The following is a 15,352-nucleotide window of genomic DNA, read 5'->3' as shown; positions in this document are numbered from 1 at the left end:
TTATACTAGAAACGAACCAGCGCGGAACCCCAGGTGAACCCGCCACCGAAGGCTTCAAGCAAGACCAGTTGGCCCCGTTTGATTCGTCCATCGCGTACCGCTTCATCAAATGCGCACGGTACCGACGCCGCAGAGGTGTTGCCGTGACGATCCAGCGTCACCACAACGTTATCCATCGACATGCCGAGCTTTTTAGCGGTCGCGCTGATGATACGCAGGTTCGCCTGATGCGGCACCAGCCAGTCGAGCGCGGAACGCTCAAGGTTATTCGCTTCCAGCGTTTCATCAACGATGTGCGCAAGCTCAGTCACCGCCACCTTGAACACCTCGTTCCCTGCCATGGTCAGGTAAATCGAGTTGTCCGGATTAACGCGATCGGCGTTAGGCAGAGTCAACAGTTCGCCGTAGCTGCCATCAGCATGCAGATGCGTCGAGATGATACCCGGCTCTTCGGACTGCCCCAGCAGCACCGCGCCCGCACCATCACCAAAAATAATGATCGTTCCACGATCGGTTGGATCGCAGGTGCGCGCCAGCACGTCAGCACCGATCACCAGCGCATATTTAACGGCACCGGATTTCACGTACTGGTCGGCAACGCTCAGCGCATAGGTGAAGCCAGCGCATGCGGCAGCGACGTCAAACGCCGGACAGCCTTTAATGCCGAGCATGTTTTGCACCTGGCACGCCGCGCTTGGGAAAGCATGCGTGGCAGACGTGGTGGCGACCACGATCAAACCAATCTGTTCTTTATCAATGCCGGCCATTTCGATTGCACGCTGTGCGGCTTCGTAACCCATGGTCGACACGGTTTCGTCTGGCGCGGCAATACGACGTTCACGGATACCTGTGCGCGTGACAATCCACTCGTCAGACGTATCTACCATTTTTTCCAGATCGGCGTTGGTACGCACTTGTTTTGGCAGGTAGCTGCCGGTACCTAAAATCTTCGTATACATGTACGCTCAGTCACTTTTAGCTAATACAGATTCCAGGCGAGCGGCAATCCGCTGAGGGACTTGTCGCTGCACCGCCTGCACTGCCTGTTCAATCGCGACAGCAAATGCTCGCTGATTGGCGGCGCCATGACTCTTAATCACGATGCCGCGCAATCCTAACAGACAGGCGCCATTATACTGGTCGGGGTTGAGGTGACTGAATCGCCGCGTCAGGCTCTTTTGTAACCAACGCTTCAATAAAATTAGCCACCAGGCGCTTTTTTTGCCTTCTCCCTGAGATTTCAGCAGAGAAAGAAACATGCGCACGACCCCTTCCATGGTCTTCAACGTGACGTTTCCGGTGAAGCCATCGCACACCAGAACATCCGTTTTACCCGTCAACAACTCATTGGCTTCGAGATAACCAATATAGTTGATGGAGGGAACCTGTTTGAGCAATTCAGCCGCTTCGCGAATGCTGTCCAGGCCTTTGGTCTCTTCTTCACCAATGTTCAGTAACGCAACACGGGGAGTGTTGATCCCGACGACTTCTTCTGCCAGCACCGATCCCATCACGGCAAACTGAGCCAGCATAGTACTATCACAGTCGACGTTAGCGCCCAAATCGAGCACCACCGTCTTGCCCTTCTGCTGATGCGGTAACACCGTTACCAGCGCCGGGCGCTCAATACCTTCAATAGGTTTGAGCAGCAATTTCGAAAGGCCCATCAGCGCGCCGGTATTTCCCGCGCTGACGCAAGCCTGAGCTCGCCCTTCTTTCACCAGCTCCAGCGCTATCCGCATAGAGCTGCCACGACTATTGCGAATCGCCTGCGAGGGTCGGGCATCACTGGCAATAACTGACTGCGCAGGAATAATCTGCAGACGCGAACGTTGTTCAAAGTCAGCTTTTGCGAGTAATGGCGTGATTGTGTCGGGATTGCCGACTAAAAGAAGTGTGAGTTGCGAATTAGAATTCAGTGCCTGCAATGCTGCAGGCACTGTCACGGAAGGGCCAAAATCTCCCCCCATGACATCTAACGCCAGGGTTAGACGTGTCAAGGTATCGTCGCAGCCTGGTTCGGTAAATTCCCCGTTTGCACGGGGAAATCCTCACTAAGCCTAATCACGCTTGCGCGTGATTACTTAGTGATAACCTTGCGGCCGCGGTAGAAACCGTCAGCGGTGATGTGGTGACGCAGGTGTTTCTCACCAGAAGTCTTGTCTACAGACAGGCTGGTAACTGCAGTCAGCGCGTCATGGGAACGACGCATGCCACGTTTGGAACGGGTTGGTTTATTCTGTTGTACGGCCATGGACCTTACTCCTCAATTACTTACGCTTTAAGCTGGCTAATACGGCAAATGGGTTTGGTTTTTGCGCTTCATCAGGCAGTTCCCCAAAGACCATGTCCGCCTCGGACACTTCACAGTGTTCAGAATCATGCACCGGAACCACTGGCAAGGTGAGGATGATTTCATCTTCAACCAGAGCCAGAAGATCGATTTCACCGAATTCGTTAACCTCAATCGGCTCATACGCTTCCGGGAGTGCTTCAGCCTGTTCGTCAGAACGAACCGGACTGAAACAATACGTTGTGTGAACATGCTGTACAAACGGTTTCCCGCAACGCTGACATTCGAGCGTTACCGTCACCTTTGCATCACCGGTTAAAACGGCGAGACGCTGGTTGTCGATAGCGAACGACATGGAGCATTCTACATCACTGTCCACACTGACTACGGATTCGGCAATACGCTCAGCCTGATCGGAAGTATAGATACCTTCGTAATCGAGGCGTTTTTGAGCCGTACGAACCGGATCAAGAGTCAGGGGTAATTTTACCTTTTGCATAGGGCGCGCATATTAACTTTGTAACGTCATAGAGTCAAAGAAAAAGGCAACCAGAGCTGCCTTTTGCCAATTATTCGCACACATTGCGGCCTGTAGTTTAAAATGGCTGGCATCGATACGCTATATCTGGTGATAAAAATATGCAAAATCTCGTCCTTGCTTCCACATCGCCCTACCGCCGAATGCTGCTGGAAAAGCTCGGGCTCCCGTTTGAATGCGCCGCGCCAGAGGTGGATGAGACGCCACAGCCGGGCGAATCACCGCGTCATCTGGTGATGCGTCTTGCTAAGGAGAAAGCGCAGTCGCTGGCCGCACGTTACCCCGCACATTTGATTATAGGCTCAGACCAGGTTTGCGTGCTGGACGGCGAAATCACCGGCAAGCCCCATACGGAGGAGAACGCCTGTCAGCAGCTTCTGCGTGCGCGAGGCACTATCGTGACCTTTTATACGGGCCTGGCGCTCTATAACTCCGCCACCGGCCATCTGCAAACGGAGTGTGAGCCGTTCGACGTACACTTCCGCCATCTCAGCGAGCAAGAGATCGTGGATTATGTGCGCCGGGAACGTCCGCTGAACTGTGCGGGGAGCTTTAAAAGTGAAGGATTGGGGATTGCGCTGTTCGACAAGCTGGACGGACGCGATCCCAACACGCTGGTGGGGTTACCGCTAATTGCTTTGTGTCAGATGTTAAGACGAGAAGAGTGTAATCCACTGACCATGTGACTGAAACGTTGCGGCCTGATGCCCTTACCCCGGCCCTCTCCCACAGGGAGAGGGAGGAAAGCAAACTCAGCCGCGCAGAACCTTAAGACAGCGTTTCAGCTGCTCATCTAGCGGCGCTTCAATACGGATGACTTCACCTGTATTAGGATGGGTAAACTTCAGCGCTGCCGCATGCAGGAACAGACGCGACAGTCCCGTCCCCGCCAGCTGCTTATCAAACTCGCGGTCGCCATAGCGGTCATCAAAGGCAATTGGGTGCCCTGCAAACTGCGTATGCACGCGGATCTGGTGGGTACGACCGGTCACCGGACTGCAGCGCACCAGCGTGGCAAACTCATAGCGCTCTTCAACCTTAAAGCGCGTCTCAGACGGTTTTCCTTCCTGGCTCACGCGGACAATACGTTCGCCGCTTTGCAGAATGTTCTTCAGCAGCGGCGCCTGCACCACTTTTACATGGGACTGCCACTGACCGCGCACCAGCGCCAGGTAGTCTTTCTGCATTCCTTTTTCACGCAGCTGTTCATGCAGAGAACGCAGCGCAGAACGCTTTTTCGCCACCAGCAGTACGCCAGAGGTATCACGGTCAAGACGGTGCACCAGTTCAAGGAAGCGCGCTTCCGGGCGCAGGGCTCGCAGTCCTTCAATCACGCCGAAGCTCAGACCGCTACCGCCATGGACAGCCGTTCCTGACGGTTTATTGAGCACCAGAATGTGGTCATCTTCGTAAAGGATCACATCGCTCAGGGCCGCCACTTTCTGTAGCTTCGGTGAAACGGTCTCTTCTTCACGTTCCGCAACGCGCACCGGCGGAATACGCACTTCATCGCCCGCCTCGAGTTTGTACTCGGGCTTCACGCGTTTTTTGTTAACCCGCACCTCGCCCTTACGCAGGATGCGGTAAATCATGCTCTTTGGCACACCTTTCAACTGGGTGCGCAAAAAGTTATCGATACGTTGCCCCGCGTCATCTTCGGCGATGGCAACCATTTTTACGGCTGGAGTCTCTGTTTTCATGGTTGGCGATTCTAAATATCGTCAGCCATTAGCGCCACTCATTTTTCTATGCTTATATTTACTTTTATCCGGCCAGCTCCCGGTTTCGCGCAACCGATTTGGTGGTTATTAAACCAATTGCCATTCTGAAGTGAAGAAACTGTGAGTAACCGGGTGATAATTGGTAAAAGTCATCTTGCTATAACCCGGCGAGCAGTGGAATAATGAGGCTGTTTTCCGTGTTAAATCCTGGTTAAGTAAGGATGTTGACGGAATGACCAATTTTGTCTGACCGATCATCCACGCAGCAATGGCGTAAGACGTATTGATCTTTCAGGCAGTTAGCGGGCTGCGGGTTGCAGTACTTCCCGGTATAAGGATTGTTCTCTGGAGAGTTCTACCCAGGCAATTCCCCTGATAATTGCGCTGTGTTTCCGTATGAAACACAGGCAACCGACACTCTGCGCCTCTTAAGCGAGCGACAACCGTGAGGTTGGCGACGTGAACAGACACGAGGCCATCGGTTCATACCCCGGAAAGCGTCACCTTGCCCGCAGCTTTGTCGTCAATGTAAGAATAACGAGTAAGTTACGATGAAAAGAATGTTAATCAACGCAACTCAGCAAGAAGAGTTGCGTGTCGCCCTTGTGGATGGGCAGCGCCTGTACGATCTGGATATCGAAAGTCCTGGACACGAACAGAAAAAAGCGAACATTTACAAAGGTAAAATCACCCGCATTGAACCAAGCCTTGAAGCTGCATTTGTCGATTACGGTGCTGAGCGTCATGGTTTCCTCCCTCTGAAAGAAATCGCCCGCGAATATTTCCCTGCAAACTACAACGCCCATGGCCGCCCAAACATCAAAGATGTTCTGCGTGAAGGTCAGGAAGTTATCGTTCAGATTGATAAAGAAGAGCGTGGCAACAAAGGTGCCGCACTGACCACCTTTATCAGCCTGGCAGGGAGCTATCTGGTTCTGATGCCTAACAACCCGCGTGCGGGTGGCATCTCTCGCCGTATCGAAGGTGATGACCGTACCGAGCTGAAAGAAGCGCTGGCAAGCCTCGAACTGCCTGATGGCATGGGGCTTATCGTGCGTACCGCAGGCGTTGGCAAATCAGCCGAAGCGCTGCAGTGGGACCTGAGCTTCCGTCTGAAGCACTGGGAAGCCATTCAGAAAGCAGCTGAAAGCCGCCCTGCTCCGTTCCTGATCCACCAGGAAAGCAACGTCATCGTGCGTGCCTTCCGTGATTACCTGCGTCAGGACATCGGTGAGATTCTGATCGATAACCCGAAAGTGCTTGAGCTGGCGCGCCAGCACATCGCCGCGCTGGGGCGTCCGGATTTCACCAGCAAAATTAAACTGTACACCGGTGAAATCCCGCTGTTCAGCCACTATCAGATCGAATCCCAGATTGAGTCCGCCTTCCAGCGTGAAGTGCGTCTGCCTTCCGGCGGTTCTATCGTTATCGATACCACTGAAGCGCTGACCGCTATCGACATCAACTCCGCGCGTGCTACACGCGGCGGTGATATCGAAGAGACCGCCTACAACACTAACCTCGAAGCCGCTGATGAAATTGCCCGCCAGCTCCGCCTGCGCGACCTGGGTGGTCTGATTGTTATCGACTTCATCGACATGACCCCTGTACGCCACCAGCGTGCGGTTGAAAACCGTCTGCGCGAAGCGGTGCGTCAGGACAGGGCGCGTATCCAGATTAGCCATATCTCACGCTTTGGCCTGCTGGAGATGTCCCGTCAGCGTCTGAGCCCGTCTCTCGGCGAGTCCAGCCATCACGTTTGTCCGCGCTGCTCAGGCACCGGTACCGTGCGTGATAACGAATCTCTGTCCCTCTCCATTCTGCGTCTGATTGAAGAAGAAGCGCTGAAAGAGAACACCAAAGAGGTTCACGCCATTGTGCCGGTGCCCGTTGCCTCTTACCTGCTTAACGAAAAACGTGCAGCGGTAAGTGCGATTGAAGCGCGTCAGGGTGGCGTTCGCTGCATCATCGTGCCAAACGATCAGATGCAGACCCCACACTATCACGTGCTGCGCGTGCGTAAGGGCGAAGAGACGACCACCCTCAGCTACCTGCTGCCGAAGCTGCATGAAGAAGAGATGGCTCTGCCATCCGATGAAGAGCCTGCCGAGCGCAAACTGCCAGAGCAGCCTGCGTTAGCGACCTTCATCATGCCAGAAGCGCCACCGGAAGCAGCTCTGGAAAAACCTGCTGCCAAACCTGAAGCGCAGAAACCAGAAGCAGCTGCAGCGAAGGCCCAGCCAGCACAGCCGGGTCTGCTGAGCCGCTTCTTTGGCGCGCTGAAGAAGATGTTTGCTGAAGAAGAAGTTCAGCCAGAACAGCCGAAAGAAGAGCCTAAAGCGGCCAAACCAGAGCGTCAGCAGGACCGCCGTAAGCGTCAGAACAACCGCCGCGATCGTAACGACCGCAGCGACCGTAATGACCGTAATGACCGCAGCGAGCGTCGTGACAACCGTGACAACCGCTCTGAGAATGGCGAAGGCCGTGAGCAACGCGAAGACAACCGCCGCAACCGTCGCGAGAAACAACAGCCGAACGTTGAAGATCGTGAAATTCGCCAGCAGGCGGGCGATGAGTCTGAGAAGAGCAAACAGCGTGACGACCAGCAGCCGCGCCGTGAACGCAGCCGTCGCCGTAACGACGAGAAGCGTCAGGCACAGCAGGAAGTCAAAAACCTGAACCGCGAAGAGCCTGTTGAACAGCAGGACGGCGAGCAGGAAGAACGCACTCAGGTAATGCCGCGTCGTAAGCAGCGCCAGCTTTCTCAGAAAGTTCGCTTCGCCTCTGAAGCAACCGAAGAGTCAGGCGCTATCGCGGTTGAAACCAGCGAGATCGCAACCGGTACGCAGCTGGCGAAAGTTGATCTGCCAGCGGTCGTTGAAAACAACGTTGAGCAGGATGATAACGGTGAAAACCGTGATAACGCCGGTATGCCGCGTCGTTCACGTCGTTCTCCACGTCATCTGCGCGTCAGCGGCCAGCGCCGTCGTCGCTATCGTGACGAGCGTTACCCAACTCAGTCGCCAATGCCGCTGACCATTGCCTGTGCTTCACCAGAAATGGCCTCCGGTAAAGTCTGGATCCGCTACCCGGTTGCTCGCCCGGAGCAGGTTGTTGAAGAACAGCCTGTAACCGAAGAGGTGATTGCACTCGCAGCCGCGGTAGAAGCTGTCGTGACTGAAGCGGCAACCGTGGTTGAACCTCAGGTTGTTGAAGCTGAAGCACCTCACGCAGTGGAAGTTGAAACCACCCATCCAGAAGTGATTGCCGCGCCGGTTGATGCCGCACCGCAGCTTATCGCCGAAGAAGATGCCGTGGTGGCTGAGGAAGTCGCTGAAGAGGCTGAACCTGTAGCCGCAGTGGAAGACACCGCAGAAACCCTCGTTGAAACCACCGCTGAAGAAGTCGTTCAGGACGTTGAGATTCAGGTTGAACCGGTTGTCGAAGAAGCGAAAGCGCCTGAGGTGAAACCTGAGCCGGTTGTTTCTGCACCAGCCGCAGCCCACGTGGCGACAGCACCAATGACGCGCGCCCCGGCGCCGGATTACGTGCCAGAAGCCCCGCGCCACAGCGACTGGGTACGCCCGGCGTTCAGCTTCGACGGTAAAGGCGCTGCAGGCGGCCACAGTGCAACGCATCAGGCGACTGCACCGGCGACGCGTCCGCAGTCTGTCGAATAACGACGCTGAAAGTAAAAAGCCGACCTTAGGGTCGGCTTTTTTTATGGCTGCTGCACGGGCTTTCTCATCCCGGTCACCTCTGGCATGACCTGCCGCATCAACTCCAGAAAACGCCGCAAGCGTGCCGGATAATAGCGGGACCAGGGATAAACCAGATGCACCGGTAACGCCGCTGGCTGCCAGTCTGGAAGCAAATGCACCAGCCGACCTTCCCGAATATCATCCTGTACCGTCCAGCTGGATACCACCGCCACGCCAAGGCCGGTGAGCGCCGTATTGCGTGCGACATACAGGCTGTCGGTGCTCAGCCGTGGCGTAATAGCAATCCGCGCGGTGGCAGGTGATGCATCGTGAAAAAGCTCCACGTGGCGCTGGTAGAATGAGCTAATCGCTATCCAGGGAAACTGCTGCAAATCCTCCGGCGTGTTGACCGTCGGAAAACGGGCCAGCAGTGCCGGTGAAGCCACTACCGAGCGCGGCACTTCGGCCAGCAGCACGGACACGGTCGCAGGATCGACTTCCACGCCCACCCGAATCGCACAGTCAAGGTTATCGCCGAGGAAGTCCGCCGACCGATCGTTAAGCATCCACTCAATGGAAAGCTGCGGATAGCGTTGCAAAAACTCGGTTACGGGTTTCAGAAGCTGGTCCTGACCAAACGCGTGCGGAGCGCGCACCCGCAGAACGCCTACAGGCTCATCTTCCGTCTGCCCCACCTCATCTTCCAGCGCCAGCCAGCTGTCAATCACCCGACGGGCGTGCTGATAGCAGCGCTCGCCGTCATCCGTCAGCCGCGTCGTGTGGGTGGTGCGCAATATCAGGCGCACGCCCAGCATGGTCTCAAGCGACTGCAACCGTCTGCTTACCGTGGCCTGGGTAGTGGCCAGCTGCCGTGCCGCCACTGAGAGGGAACCGGCCTCCACAATACGAACAAACGTCCGCATTAACTCCACCCTGTCTATACGCTCAGCTCTTTTCATCGCATTTTCATTTATACGTTCAACGTATAAGCGTTTTACCACCGGGCCCGCTACCGTCGCAAGGCGTACTGATAAAAAATAGCCTCACACGACGAATGAGGAACATCTTATGAACACAACAACCGCCGCCCATGCGGTGAGCCGCTGGGTAATCTTAATGCTGGCGATCGGTGCAGGTTTCAGCGTGGCATCTATCTATTATGCCCAGCCTCTGCTGCCGCTGATGGGCGCAGACCTTCACCTGAGTATCGAAGGAATGGGCCTGGTCCCGACGCTCACCCAGGCGGGATATGCCCTGGGGATCCTGTTCCTGCTGCCGCTCGGCGATCGCCACGACCGCAGGACGTTAATCCTGATAAAGAGTGCGGCGCTGGCGCTGTTTCTTCTCGGCTGTAGCCTGACCGGGCAGATCCATTCTCTGCTGCTGGCAAGCCTGCTCATCGGCATGGCCGCCACCATGGCACAGGATATCGTCCCTGCCGCGGCCATCCTTGCACCGGAAGGTAAACAGGGGAAAACCGTGGGCACGGTAATGACCGGGCTGCTGATGGGTATCTTATTATCCAGAACCGTGAGCGGCGTGGTGGGCGAAGCGTTTGGCTGGCGCGTCATGTACCAGCTGGCGGCGGCGAGCATTGCGTTCATCGGGGTGATGATGTGGTTTGTGCTTCCCCGTTTTGCCATTCACTCCACGCTGAGCTACCCCGCGCTGATGCGCTCAATGGAACATCTCTGGCGTCGCTATCCGGCGTTGCGCCGTGCGGCGCTGGCTCAGGGCTTTCTGTCGATTGCTTTTAGCGCCTTCTGGTCTACGCTTGCGGTCATGCTGCTGGAACGCTATCACCTCGGGAGTGCCGTAGCGGGTGGTTTTGGTATTGCAGGTGCCGCCGGTGCGTTAGCTGCCCCGCTGGCAGGGGGTCTGGCAGACAAACTGGGCGCAGGAAAAGTCACGCAGCTTGGTGCCGTTCTTGTGACCGTCTCATTCGCCCTGATGTTCCTGATGCCCGCGTTGGGCGTTCATGGACAGCTGATTCTGATCGCCATCTCCGCCGTCGGGTTCGACCTGGGCCTGCAGTCCAGCCTGGTCGCTCACCAGAACCTGGTTTACAGCCTTGAACCGCAGGCGCGGGGTCGTCTCAACGCCCTGCTCTTTACGGTGGTCTTTATCGGGATGGCGCTGGGTTCCGCGTTAGGCAGCAATATCTACTCGCTGGCCGGCTGGACGGGCGTGGTCGCGCTGGCGACAGTCTGTGGCGTCATTGCGCTGGCAATCCGTCTGATAGAAAGCGCACGTGTCGCCTCTGCACCGGCGGAAATTGCATAAAAAAAATGCCCAATCCAGACGGATTGGGCAGTAAAACATGCCCAGTTTCAAGACATGTTCCAAGAGGTCAAGATGTTATTTGTTCAGCTGGAACAGAGACATTCCCTGCATATCGCTAAACGCTTTATAAGACGCCTGCAAGGCCGCCTGCTGCATGGTGTAAGAGGAAATCGCTTCGTTCCAGTCAACATCAACCAGGTCACTCATCTGCTTGGTCTGACCCAGCGCGCGGTCATCGCCCAGCGTGTCGAGTTTTTCCAGCTCGTTCATCTTGGTTCCCACATCCGCAACGACCGTGAGGATATTGTTCTGGGAGTTTTTGATGCCGATTTGCGCATTGGCAATCACCTGGCTTTGCGCCGTTGCAGCAGCCGGATCGTTCTCAATCGGTGTCTTCAGCGAGGCAATAGCAGAGTCCAGGATTTTGAACATGTTGGTCTGGCCATATCCACCGCCCGGCAGCTGTTCCGCATTACTGGTAATGCTTTCGAAAATTTGCTGTCCGGTATGGCTAATGGTCATATTTCGCGCCGTATCAACCTGCTGCGTGATGGCCTCAGCGCCGCCGTTGTAATCTCCGGTCGCGGCATCAAACGGTGCGCTCTCGGTTTTGTATCCCGCAAAGATAAAGCGACCATTACCATCCGTCGTGTTGGCCAGGTTCATCAGCTGATCGCGGATCCCCTGAATATCGGTCGCCAGAGAAAGACGGTCGTCATCGCTTAATGTGCCGTTTGAGGCATAAACGAGCTTCTCGCGGACGCTTGAGATGGCGGTGTTAACCTGGGTTAACACGTTATCTTCCAGCGAAACCTTCTGCGTTGCAAAGGTACGCGCGAGCGCAAACTGGCTGTTTTGCGACTGAGACTGTGACAGAACGATGGCCTGCGACGCGGCGATAGGATCGTCCGAAGGACGATTGACGCGCTTGCCGGTGGACATCTGCTCACCGTAGCTCAGCCATCTGCTCTGGGAATCGGTGATCCCACGCATGTTCTGCTCGTACATCATCTGGGTGCTAATACGCATTGTTCACCTCAACCTTAACGAATGTTGATAATTGCATCGAAGAGCGTACTGGCAGTTTGTAAAACCTGGGCATTGGCCAGGTAATACTGCTGATAACGCTGCAAATTGCCATACTCTTCGTCGAGGTTTACCCCAGAGATGGTCTGCTGCTGCTTGATTAACTGCGTTTCCACATTGGCTTTCGTCTGGCTGCTCACCTTCAGTGACGCCGTTGAGCTACCGACGGTACTGACGAGAGAGGCATACGCATCGTTGAAGGTTTTGTTCCCACCCACCACTTTGCCGTTTTGCAGATCCAGCAGTTTCTGGCCGTTACGGTTGTCGCTTTCGCCGCCGTTTTGCACCGACGCCATCGCCAGTTTGGACTCGTCGCTGATCGCGAGATCCATGTTCATGATGACGTTGGAAACTGGCTTCACGGTAAAGCTGTCTTTGGTATTTGCCGTGCCGCTCACGTTGACGTTAAGGCCATCAAACGACAGATTACCGCTGGCATCCGGGCTCATCGTAAAGCTGGTTTTGTCTGACGTGCGGGTGACCGTCCAGTCAGTGCCGTTAAACTGCAGCTTATAGTCTGTCGCCTGGACCTGTTTGCTGTCCGTCACAGAAGCCGTAACAACGGCAGAGCCGCCGTTCTTGCTGTTGGACAGGACCGCCGGAGAACCGAAGTTGAACAGCTTACCGCCCGCATCACCGTTCGCATCAAAACCGGCTTCATGCTGCGTGTTCATCGCATCGGCAAAGGCCAGCGCCATCTGGTTCAGGCTGTTACGGGCTTTATCCAGATCTTCAGCACGGAATGTCAGTAAACCGCCTAAAGAACCGGTGGTGATAAGTTTCTCCGGGATCTCAATATTGCCCGCCACGTCATCGACATAGGCGATAGTGGTTCGAGCCGGATCGGCGCTGGACTTTACGGCCGCCAGCTGGCTGGCTTTGCTGCCCTGTACCAGGCTGTAACCGTTACCGAGAGAGATATTAAACGTGCCGCTATCCTGCACGGAGACTTCCACACCCACGATTTTGTTCAGTTCAGTCACGAGCTGATCGCGCTGGTCAAGAAGATCGTTAGGTGACGCGCCCGCGCCAACGCCGGTCAGACGGGAGATCTGATCGTTCAGGTTCGCAATCTGCGCCGCGTAGTTGTTGATCTGAGACACGCTGCTTGAGATGGCGGTATTCACCTGCGCATCCTGGTCACGGAGATACTGATCGTTGGTTTTAAACTGATTGACCAGACCACTCGCTTTACCCAGCACCGTCTGACGTGCAGCCGGGTCTTCCGCGTTGCTCACCAGGGTTTGCAGGCTTTTGAAGAAGTCCTGCAGGGTGGTGGAGAGCGAGTTGGTGGTATCGGAGAGCACATCATCGATTTTTGACATCTGCTGATAGCGCGTCGTCAGACCGCTGCTCTGCGTCTGCGCGGCGCGCAGCTGGTTGGTGATGAAGGCGTCATACTCACGCTGGACACCGGAGACATAAACCCCGTTACCCACCCAGCCACCGCCGGTCAGCGTGCTGTTAGATGCGCCCAGCACCGTGGTCTGGCGGGTGTAACCTGCCACGTTATAGCTTGAAATATTATTACTGACGGTATTGAGTGCCGACTGCGCGGCACTGAGGCCACTCATGGCGCTGTTAATCAAACTGGACATGGGGGTTCCTTTTATACGTTCAGACACGAGTCCTGATGAAGGTTATCGGCAACCTCCACCGGGACTTGAGAACTTTCAGAACAGATTTTCAATATCTGTGCTATAGGCTTTGCTGACCTTCTCGCCCATGGATTTCAGCTGCTGGATCATGCTGGTGAGCTTGCGTGCATAGTTCGGGTCAGTCGCGTAGCCCGCGTTTTGTAAGGCCTGAGCGCCCTGCTCCGCCGTCGCCGCCTGCGTAACGGCGGTATAACGCGGATTTCGGCTCAGCAGGCCAACGTAGTCGGACAATGCTTCCAGATAGGAGCTGTAGACGCGGAATTTTGCTTTGACCTTCACCGCCGCACCGTTCTCGTATTCGGTGGTCGTGATCTCCGTTGTTGGCCCCTTCCAACTGGAGGTGGCCTTCACGCCGAAGATGTTGAAGCTCGGCTCGCCGTTTTCCTTGCGGATCTGACGCTGGCCCCAGCCCGACTCCAGCGCGGCCTGCGCCAGAATCAGGTGATGCGGCACGCCGCTCTGTTCGCTGGCAAGACGCGCAGGCAGAGAAAGCTGCGCCAGGAAGTCTTTGCTGTCACCGGGCAGCGGCTCATCGCCGCTGCCCGTGGCTTTTGGCATCGCTTTACGCACCATTTGCGTCAGAGCCTGGTTCTGATAACTGGTCACCGTTTCCAGGTCGAACTTCATCGGTACCTGCTGCGTCTGATCCTGAGGCTGAACGCCCTGCGCGGCTTCGGTCTGTTTCACAATCATGTCAGCCAGACCGAGGCCTTTACCGGCGGTCATCTGCTGCGCAATCTGCTGGTCATACATGCTGGTGTAGAGACGCGTTGAATCACTGCTGAACATCCCGTCTTTCGGCAGGGTTTCGCGCATGCTTTTCAGCATCATCTGTACAAACATCCCTTCCACCTGGCGGGCAACCGGGCGGATGTTCGCCGCCGGGTCTTTGCCTGCTTTGGTTTTCAGTTCGTTGAGCGACTGGGCGTCCCAGGCTGCACTGGTCAACAGTTTGCTATCGGTCAGCATTAGATGATTTCCAGTTTGGCGCGCAGGCAGCCCGCGCTTTGCATGGATTGCAGGATGGACATCAGATCCATCGGCGTTGCGCCCAGGGCGTTCAGGGCACGCACCACGCTGTTCAGGTTAGCGCTGGAGCGAACGCTCTGCAGCGACCCGCCGCTCTGACGCATATCAATCTGCGTTTGCGGCGTCACCACCGTCTGACCGCCACCAAATGGCGTATTCGGCTGGCTCACGTTCGCGGAGCGGTTTACCGTCACGGAGAGGTTCCCCTGCGCCACGGCGCAGCTGTCCAGCGACACTTCCCGGTTCATCACCACCGAGCCGGTACGGGAGTTGATGATCACTTTCGCATCCTGGACCGGAACGTTCACTTCCATATTCTGGATATCCGCCAGCATGCGCACCTGGTTGCTGCTGCCGGTGGAGGTGCGGATCTGCACGGTGCGCGCATCGAGTGCCGTTGCATTACCGTAGCCGCGGCTGCGGTTGATGGTATCGGCAATTTGCTGCGCCATCGTGAAGTCTTCATTATTGAGCTGCAGGTTGATGGTGTTGCCCGCGCCAAACTGGGTCGGCAGTTCACGCTCAATGATCGCACCGTTGGTGATACGTCCACCGTTCAGCTGGTTCACCTGCACGCTGCTTCCGCCTGCGGATGCACCCGCACCGCCAACCAGAATGTTCCCCTGCGCCAGCGCATAGACCTGGCTATCAACGCCTTTCAGCGGGGTCATCAGCAGCGTACCGCCGCGCAGGCTTTTGGCATTACCCATTGAGGAGACCACCACATCAATGGTCTGTCCCTGACGCGCAAACGCCGGGTAGGACGCGGTGACCATTACCGCGGCCACGTTTTTCAGCTGCATGTTGGTTCCCGCCGGCACGGTAATGCCGAGCTGGGAAAGCATGTTGTTCAGGCTTTGGGTGGTGAACGGCGTCTGTGTCGTCTGGTCACCGGTACCATCCAGACCCACCACCAGGCCGTAGCCAATCAGGGAGTTTTCACGGACGCCCTGAACGCTGGTGAGGTCGCGAATACGGTCAGCCTGGGCAAACGTGGCCACCAGCGCAAGCGCCACGGCGAAGATCGATTTAAACATGGGTCA

At 56.1% G+C, this 15,352-nt stretch carries 13 protein-coding genes; 3 read left to right on the top strand and 10 right to left on the bottom strand.

The features are described 5' to 3' along the window. Positions 1-5 precede the first annotated feature (5 nt). From BJ885_RS04295 to yceD, 4 genes are all read right to left on the bottom strand, one after another. Positions 6-959 (bottom strand): beta-ketoacyl-ACP synthase III, encoded by a 954-nt coding sequence (locus BJ885_RS04295; protein WP_008500797.1) that lies wholly within the window; start codon positions 957-959, stop codon positions 6-8. A gap of 6 nt (positions 960-965) precedes the next feature. Beyond that, complete coding sequence (gene plsX / locus BJ885_RS04290; RefSeq protein ID WP_059290957.1) at positions 966-2,000, bottom strand: phosphate acyltransferase PlsX; 1,035 nt, start codon at positions 1,998-2,000, stop codon at positions 966-968. A gap of 80 nt (positions 2,001-2,080) precedes the next feature. Beyond that, positions 2,081-2,254, bottom strand: coding sequence for a 50S ribosomal protein L32 (gene rpmF, locus BJ885_RS04285; RefSeq protein ID WP_003857964.1), 174 nt, complete (start codon positions 2,252-2,254; stop codon positions 2,081-2,083). 16 nt (positions 2,255-2,270) lie between these two features. Continuing rightward, entirely contained in the window at positions 2,271-2,792 is a 522-nt protein-coding gene (gene yceD / locus BJ885_RS04280) for a 23S rRNA accumulation protein YceD (protein ID WP_014883375.1), read from the bottom strand. A gap of 140 nt (positions 2,793-2,932) precedes the next feature. Between yceD and BJ885_RS04275 the strand changes: the two genes are divergently transcribed. After that, entirely contained in the window at positions 2,933-3,517 is a 585-nt protein-coding gene (locus BJ885_RS04275; RefSeq protein ID WP_121931256.1) for a nucleoside triphosphate pyrophosphatase, read from the top strand. A 66-nt stretch (positions 3,518-3,583) separates the two neighbouring features. Here the strand turns inward: BJ885_RS04275 and rluC are convergent, their stop codons facing one another. After that, positions 3,584-4,531: a 23S rRNA pseudouridine(955/2504/2580) synthase RluC gene (rluC, locus tag BJ885_RS04270; protein ID WP_024909023.1), complete on the bottom strand. Its 948-nt coding sequence runs from the start codon at positions 4,529-4,531 to the stop codon at positions 3,584-3,586. 572 nt (positions 4,532-5,103) lie between these two features. On the opposite strand from rluC, the gene rne reads away from it, so the two are divergent. After that, complete coding sequence (rne, locus tag BJ885_RS04260; protein WP_121931255.1) at positions 5,104-8,232, top strand: ribonuclease E; 3,129 nt, start codon at positions 5,104-5,106, stop codon at positions 8,230-8,232. Positions 8,233-8,273: 41 nt separating this feature from the next. On the opposite strand, the gene BJ885_RS04255 is transcribed toward rne, so the two are convergent. Next, positions 8,274-9,176, bottom strand: coding sequence for a LysR family transcriptional regulator (locus tag BJ885_RS04255; protein WP_375714058.1), 903 nt, complete (start codon positions 9,174-9,176; stop codon positions 8,274-8,276). 145 nt (positions 9,177-9,321) lie between these two features. On the opposite strand from BJ885_RS04255, the gene BJ885_RS04250 reads away from it, so the two are divergent. Beyond that, complete coding sequence (locus tag BJ885_RS04250; protein WP_121931253.1) at positions 9,322-10,536, top strand: MFS transporter; 1,215 nt, start codon at positions 9,322-9,324, stop codon at positions 10,534-10,536. A gap of 75 nt (positions 10,537-10,611) precedes the next feature. Here BJ885_RS04250 and flgL read toward each other — a convergent pair whose 3' ends face one another. From flgL to BJ885_RS04230, 4 genes are all read right to left on the bottom strand, one after another. After that, positions 10,612-11,565: a flagellar hook-associated protein FlgL gene (gene flgL / locus BJ885_RS04245; protein WP_023311143.1), complete on the bottom strand. Its 954-nt coding sequence runs from the start codon at positions 11,563-11,565 to the stop codon at positions 10,612-10,614. Between the two features lie 14 nt (positions 11,566-11,579). After that, positions 11,580-13,220 (bottom strand): flagellar hook-associated protein FlgK, encoded by a 1,641-nt coding sequence (gene flgK / locus BJ885_RS04240; RefSeq protein ID WP_029740344.1) that lies wholly within the window; start codon positions 13,218-13,220, stop codon positions 11,580-11,582. 75 nt (positions 13,221-13,295) lie between these two features. Next, positions 13,296-14,249 carry a flagellar assembly peptidoglycan hydrolase FlgJ gene (flgJ, locus tag BJ885_RS04235; RefSeq protein WP_121931252.1) on the bottom strand — a complete coding sequence of 318 codons (954 nt, stop codon included), beginning with the start codon at positions 14,247-14,249 and terminating at the stop codon, positions 13,296-13,298. Further along, the gene (locus BJ885_RS04230) at positions 14,249-15,346 is read right to left on the bottom strand and encodes a flagellar basal body P-ring protein FlgI (RefSeq protein WP_029740346.1); all 1,098 of its coding nucleotides are present in this window, start codon (positions 15,344-15,346) and stop codon (positions 14,249-14,251) included. Before BJ885_RS04230 ends, flgJ begins: the two co-directional genes overlap by 1 nt. Positions 15,347-15,352: the final 6 nt, after the last annotated feature.

Source organism: Enterobacter sp. WP_7_1 (assembly GCF_003688535.1).
Taxonomy (GTDB): domain Bacteria; phylum Pseudomonadota; class Gammaproteobacteria; order Enterobacterales; family Enterobacteriaceae; genus Enterobacter; species Enterobacter asburiae.
The sequence above is the reverse complement of the archived record's forward strand: the minus strand, read 5'-3'. Positions and strand labels throughout refer to the sequence as shown.

Coding starts and splice junctions, on each gene's coding strand:
- BJ885_RS04295 (WP_008500797.1), bottom strand. CDS start 959: ATGTATACGAAGATTTTAGGTACCGGCAGCTACCTGCCAAAACAAGTG.
- rpmF (WP_003857964.1), bottom strand. CDS start 2,254: ATGGCCGTACAACAGAATAAACCAACCCGTTCCAAACGTGGCATGCGT.
- yceD (WP_014883375.1), bottom strand. CDS start 2,792: ATGCAAAAGGTAAAATTACCCCTGACTCTTGATCCGGTTCGTACGGCT.
- BJ885_RS04275 (WP_121931256.1), top strand. CDS start 2,933: ATGCAAAATCTCGTCCTTGCTTCCACATCGCCCTACCGCCGAATGCTG.
- rluC (WP_024909023.1), bottom strand. CDS start 4,531: ATGAAAACAGAGACTCCAGCCGTAAAAATGGTTGCCATCGCCGAAGAT.
- rne (WP_121931255.1), top strand. CDS start 5,104: ATGAAAAGAATGTTAATCAACGCAACTCAGCAAGAAGAGTTGCGTGTC.
- BJ885_RS04255 (WP_375714058.1), bottom strand. CDS start 9,176: ATGCGGACGTTTGTTCGTATTGTGGAGGCCGGTTCCCTCTCAGTGGCG.
- BJ885_RS04250 (WP_121931253.1), top strand. CDS start 9,322: ATGAACACAACAACCGCCGCCCATGCGGTGAGCCGCTGGGTAATCTTA.
- flgL (WP_023311143.1), bottom strand. CDS start 11,565: ATGCGTATTAGCACCCAGATGATGTACGAGCAGAACATGCGTGGGATC.
- flgK (WP_029740344.1), bottom strand. CDS start 13,220: ATGTCCAGTTTGATTAACAGCGCCATGAGTGGCCTCAGTGCCGCGCAG.
- flgJ (WP_121931252.1), bottom strand. CDS start 14,249: ATGCTGACCGATAGCAAACTGTTGACCAGTGCAGCCTGGGACGCCCAG.
- BJ885_RS04230 (WP_029740346.1), bottom strand. CDS start 15,346: ATGTTTAAATCGATCTTCGCCGTGGCGCTTGCGCTGGTGGCCACGTTT.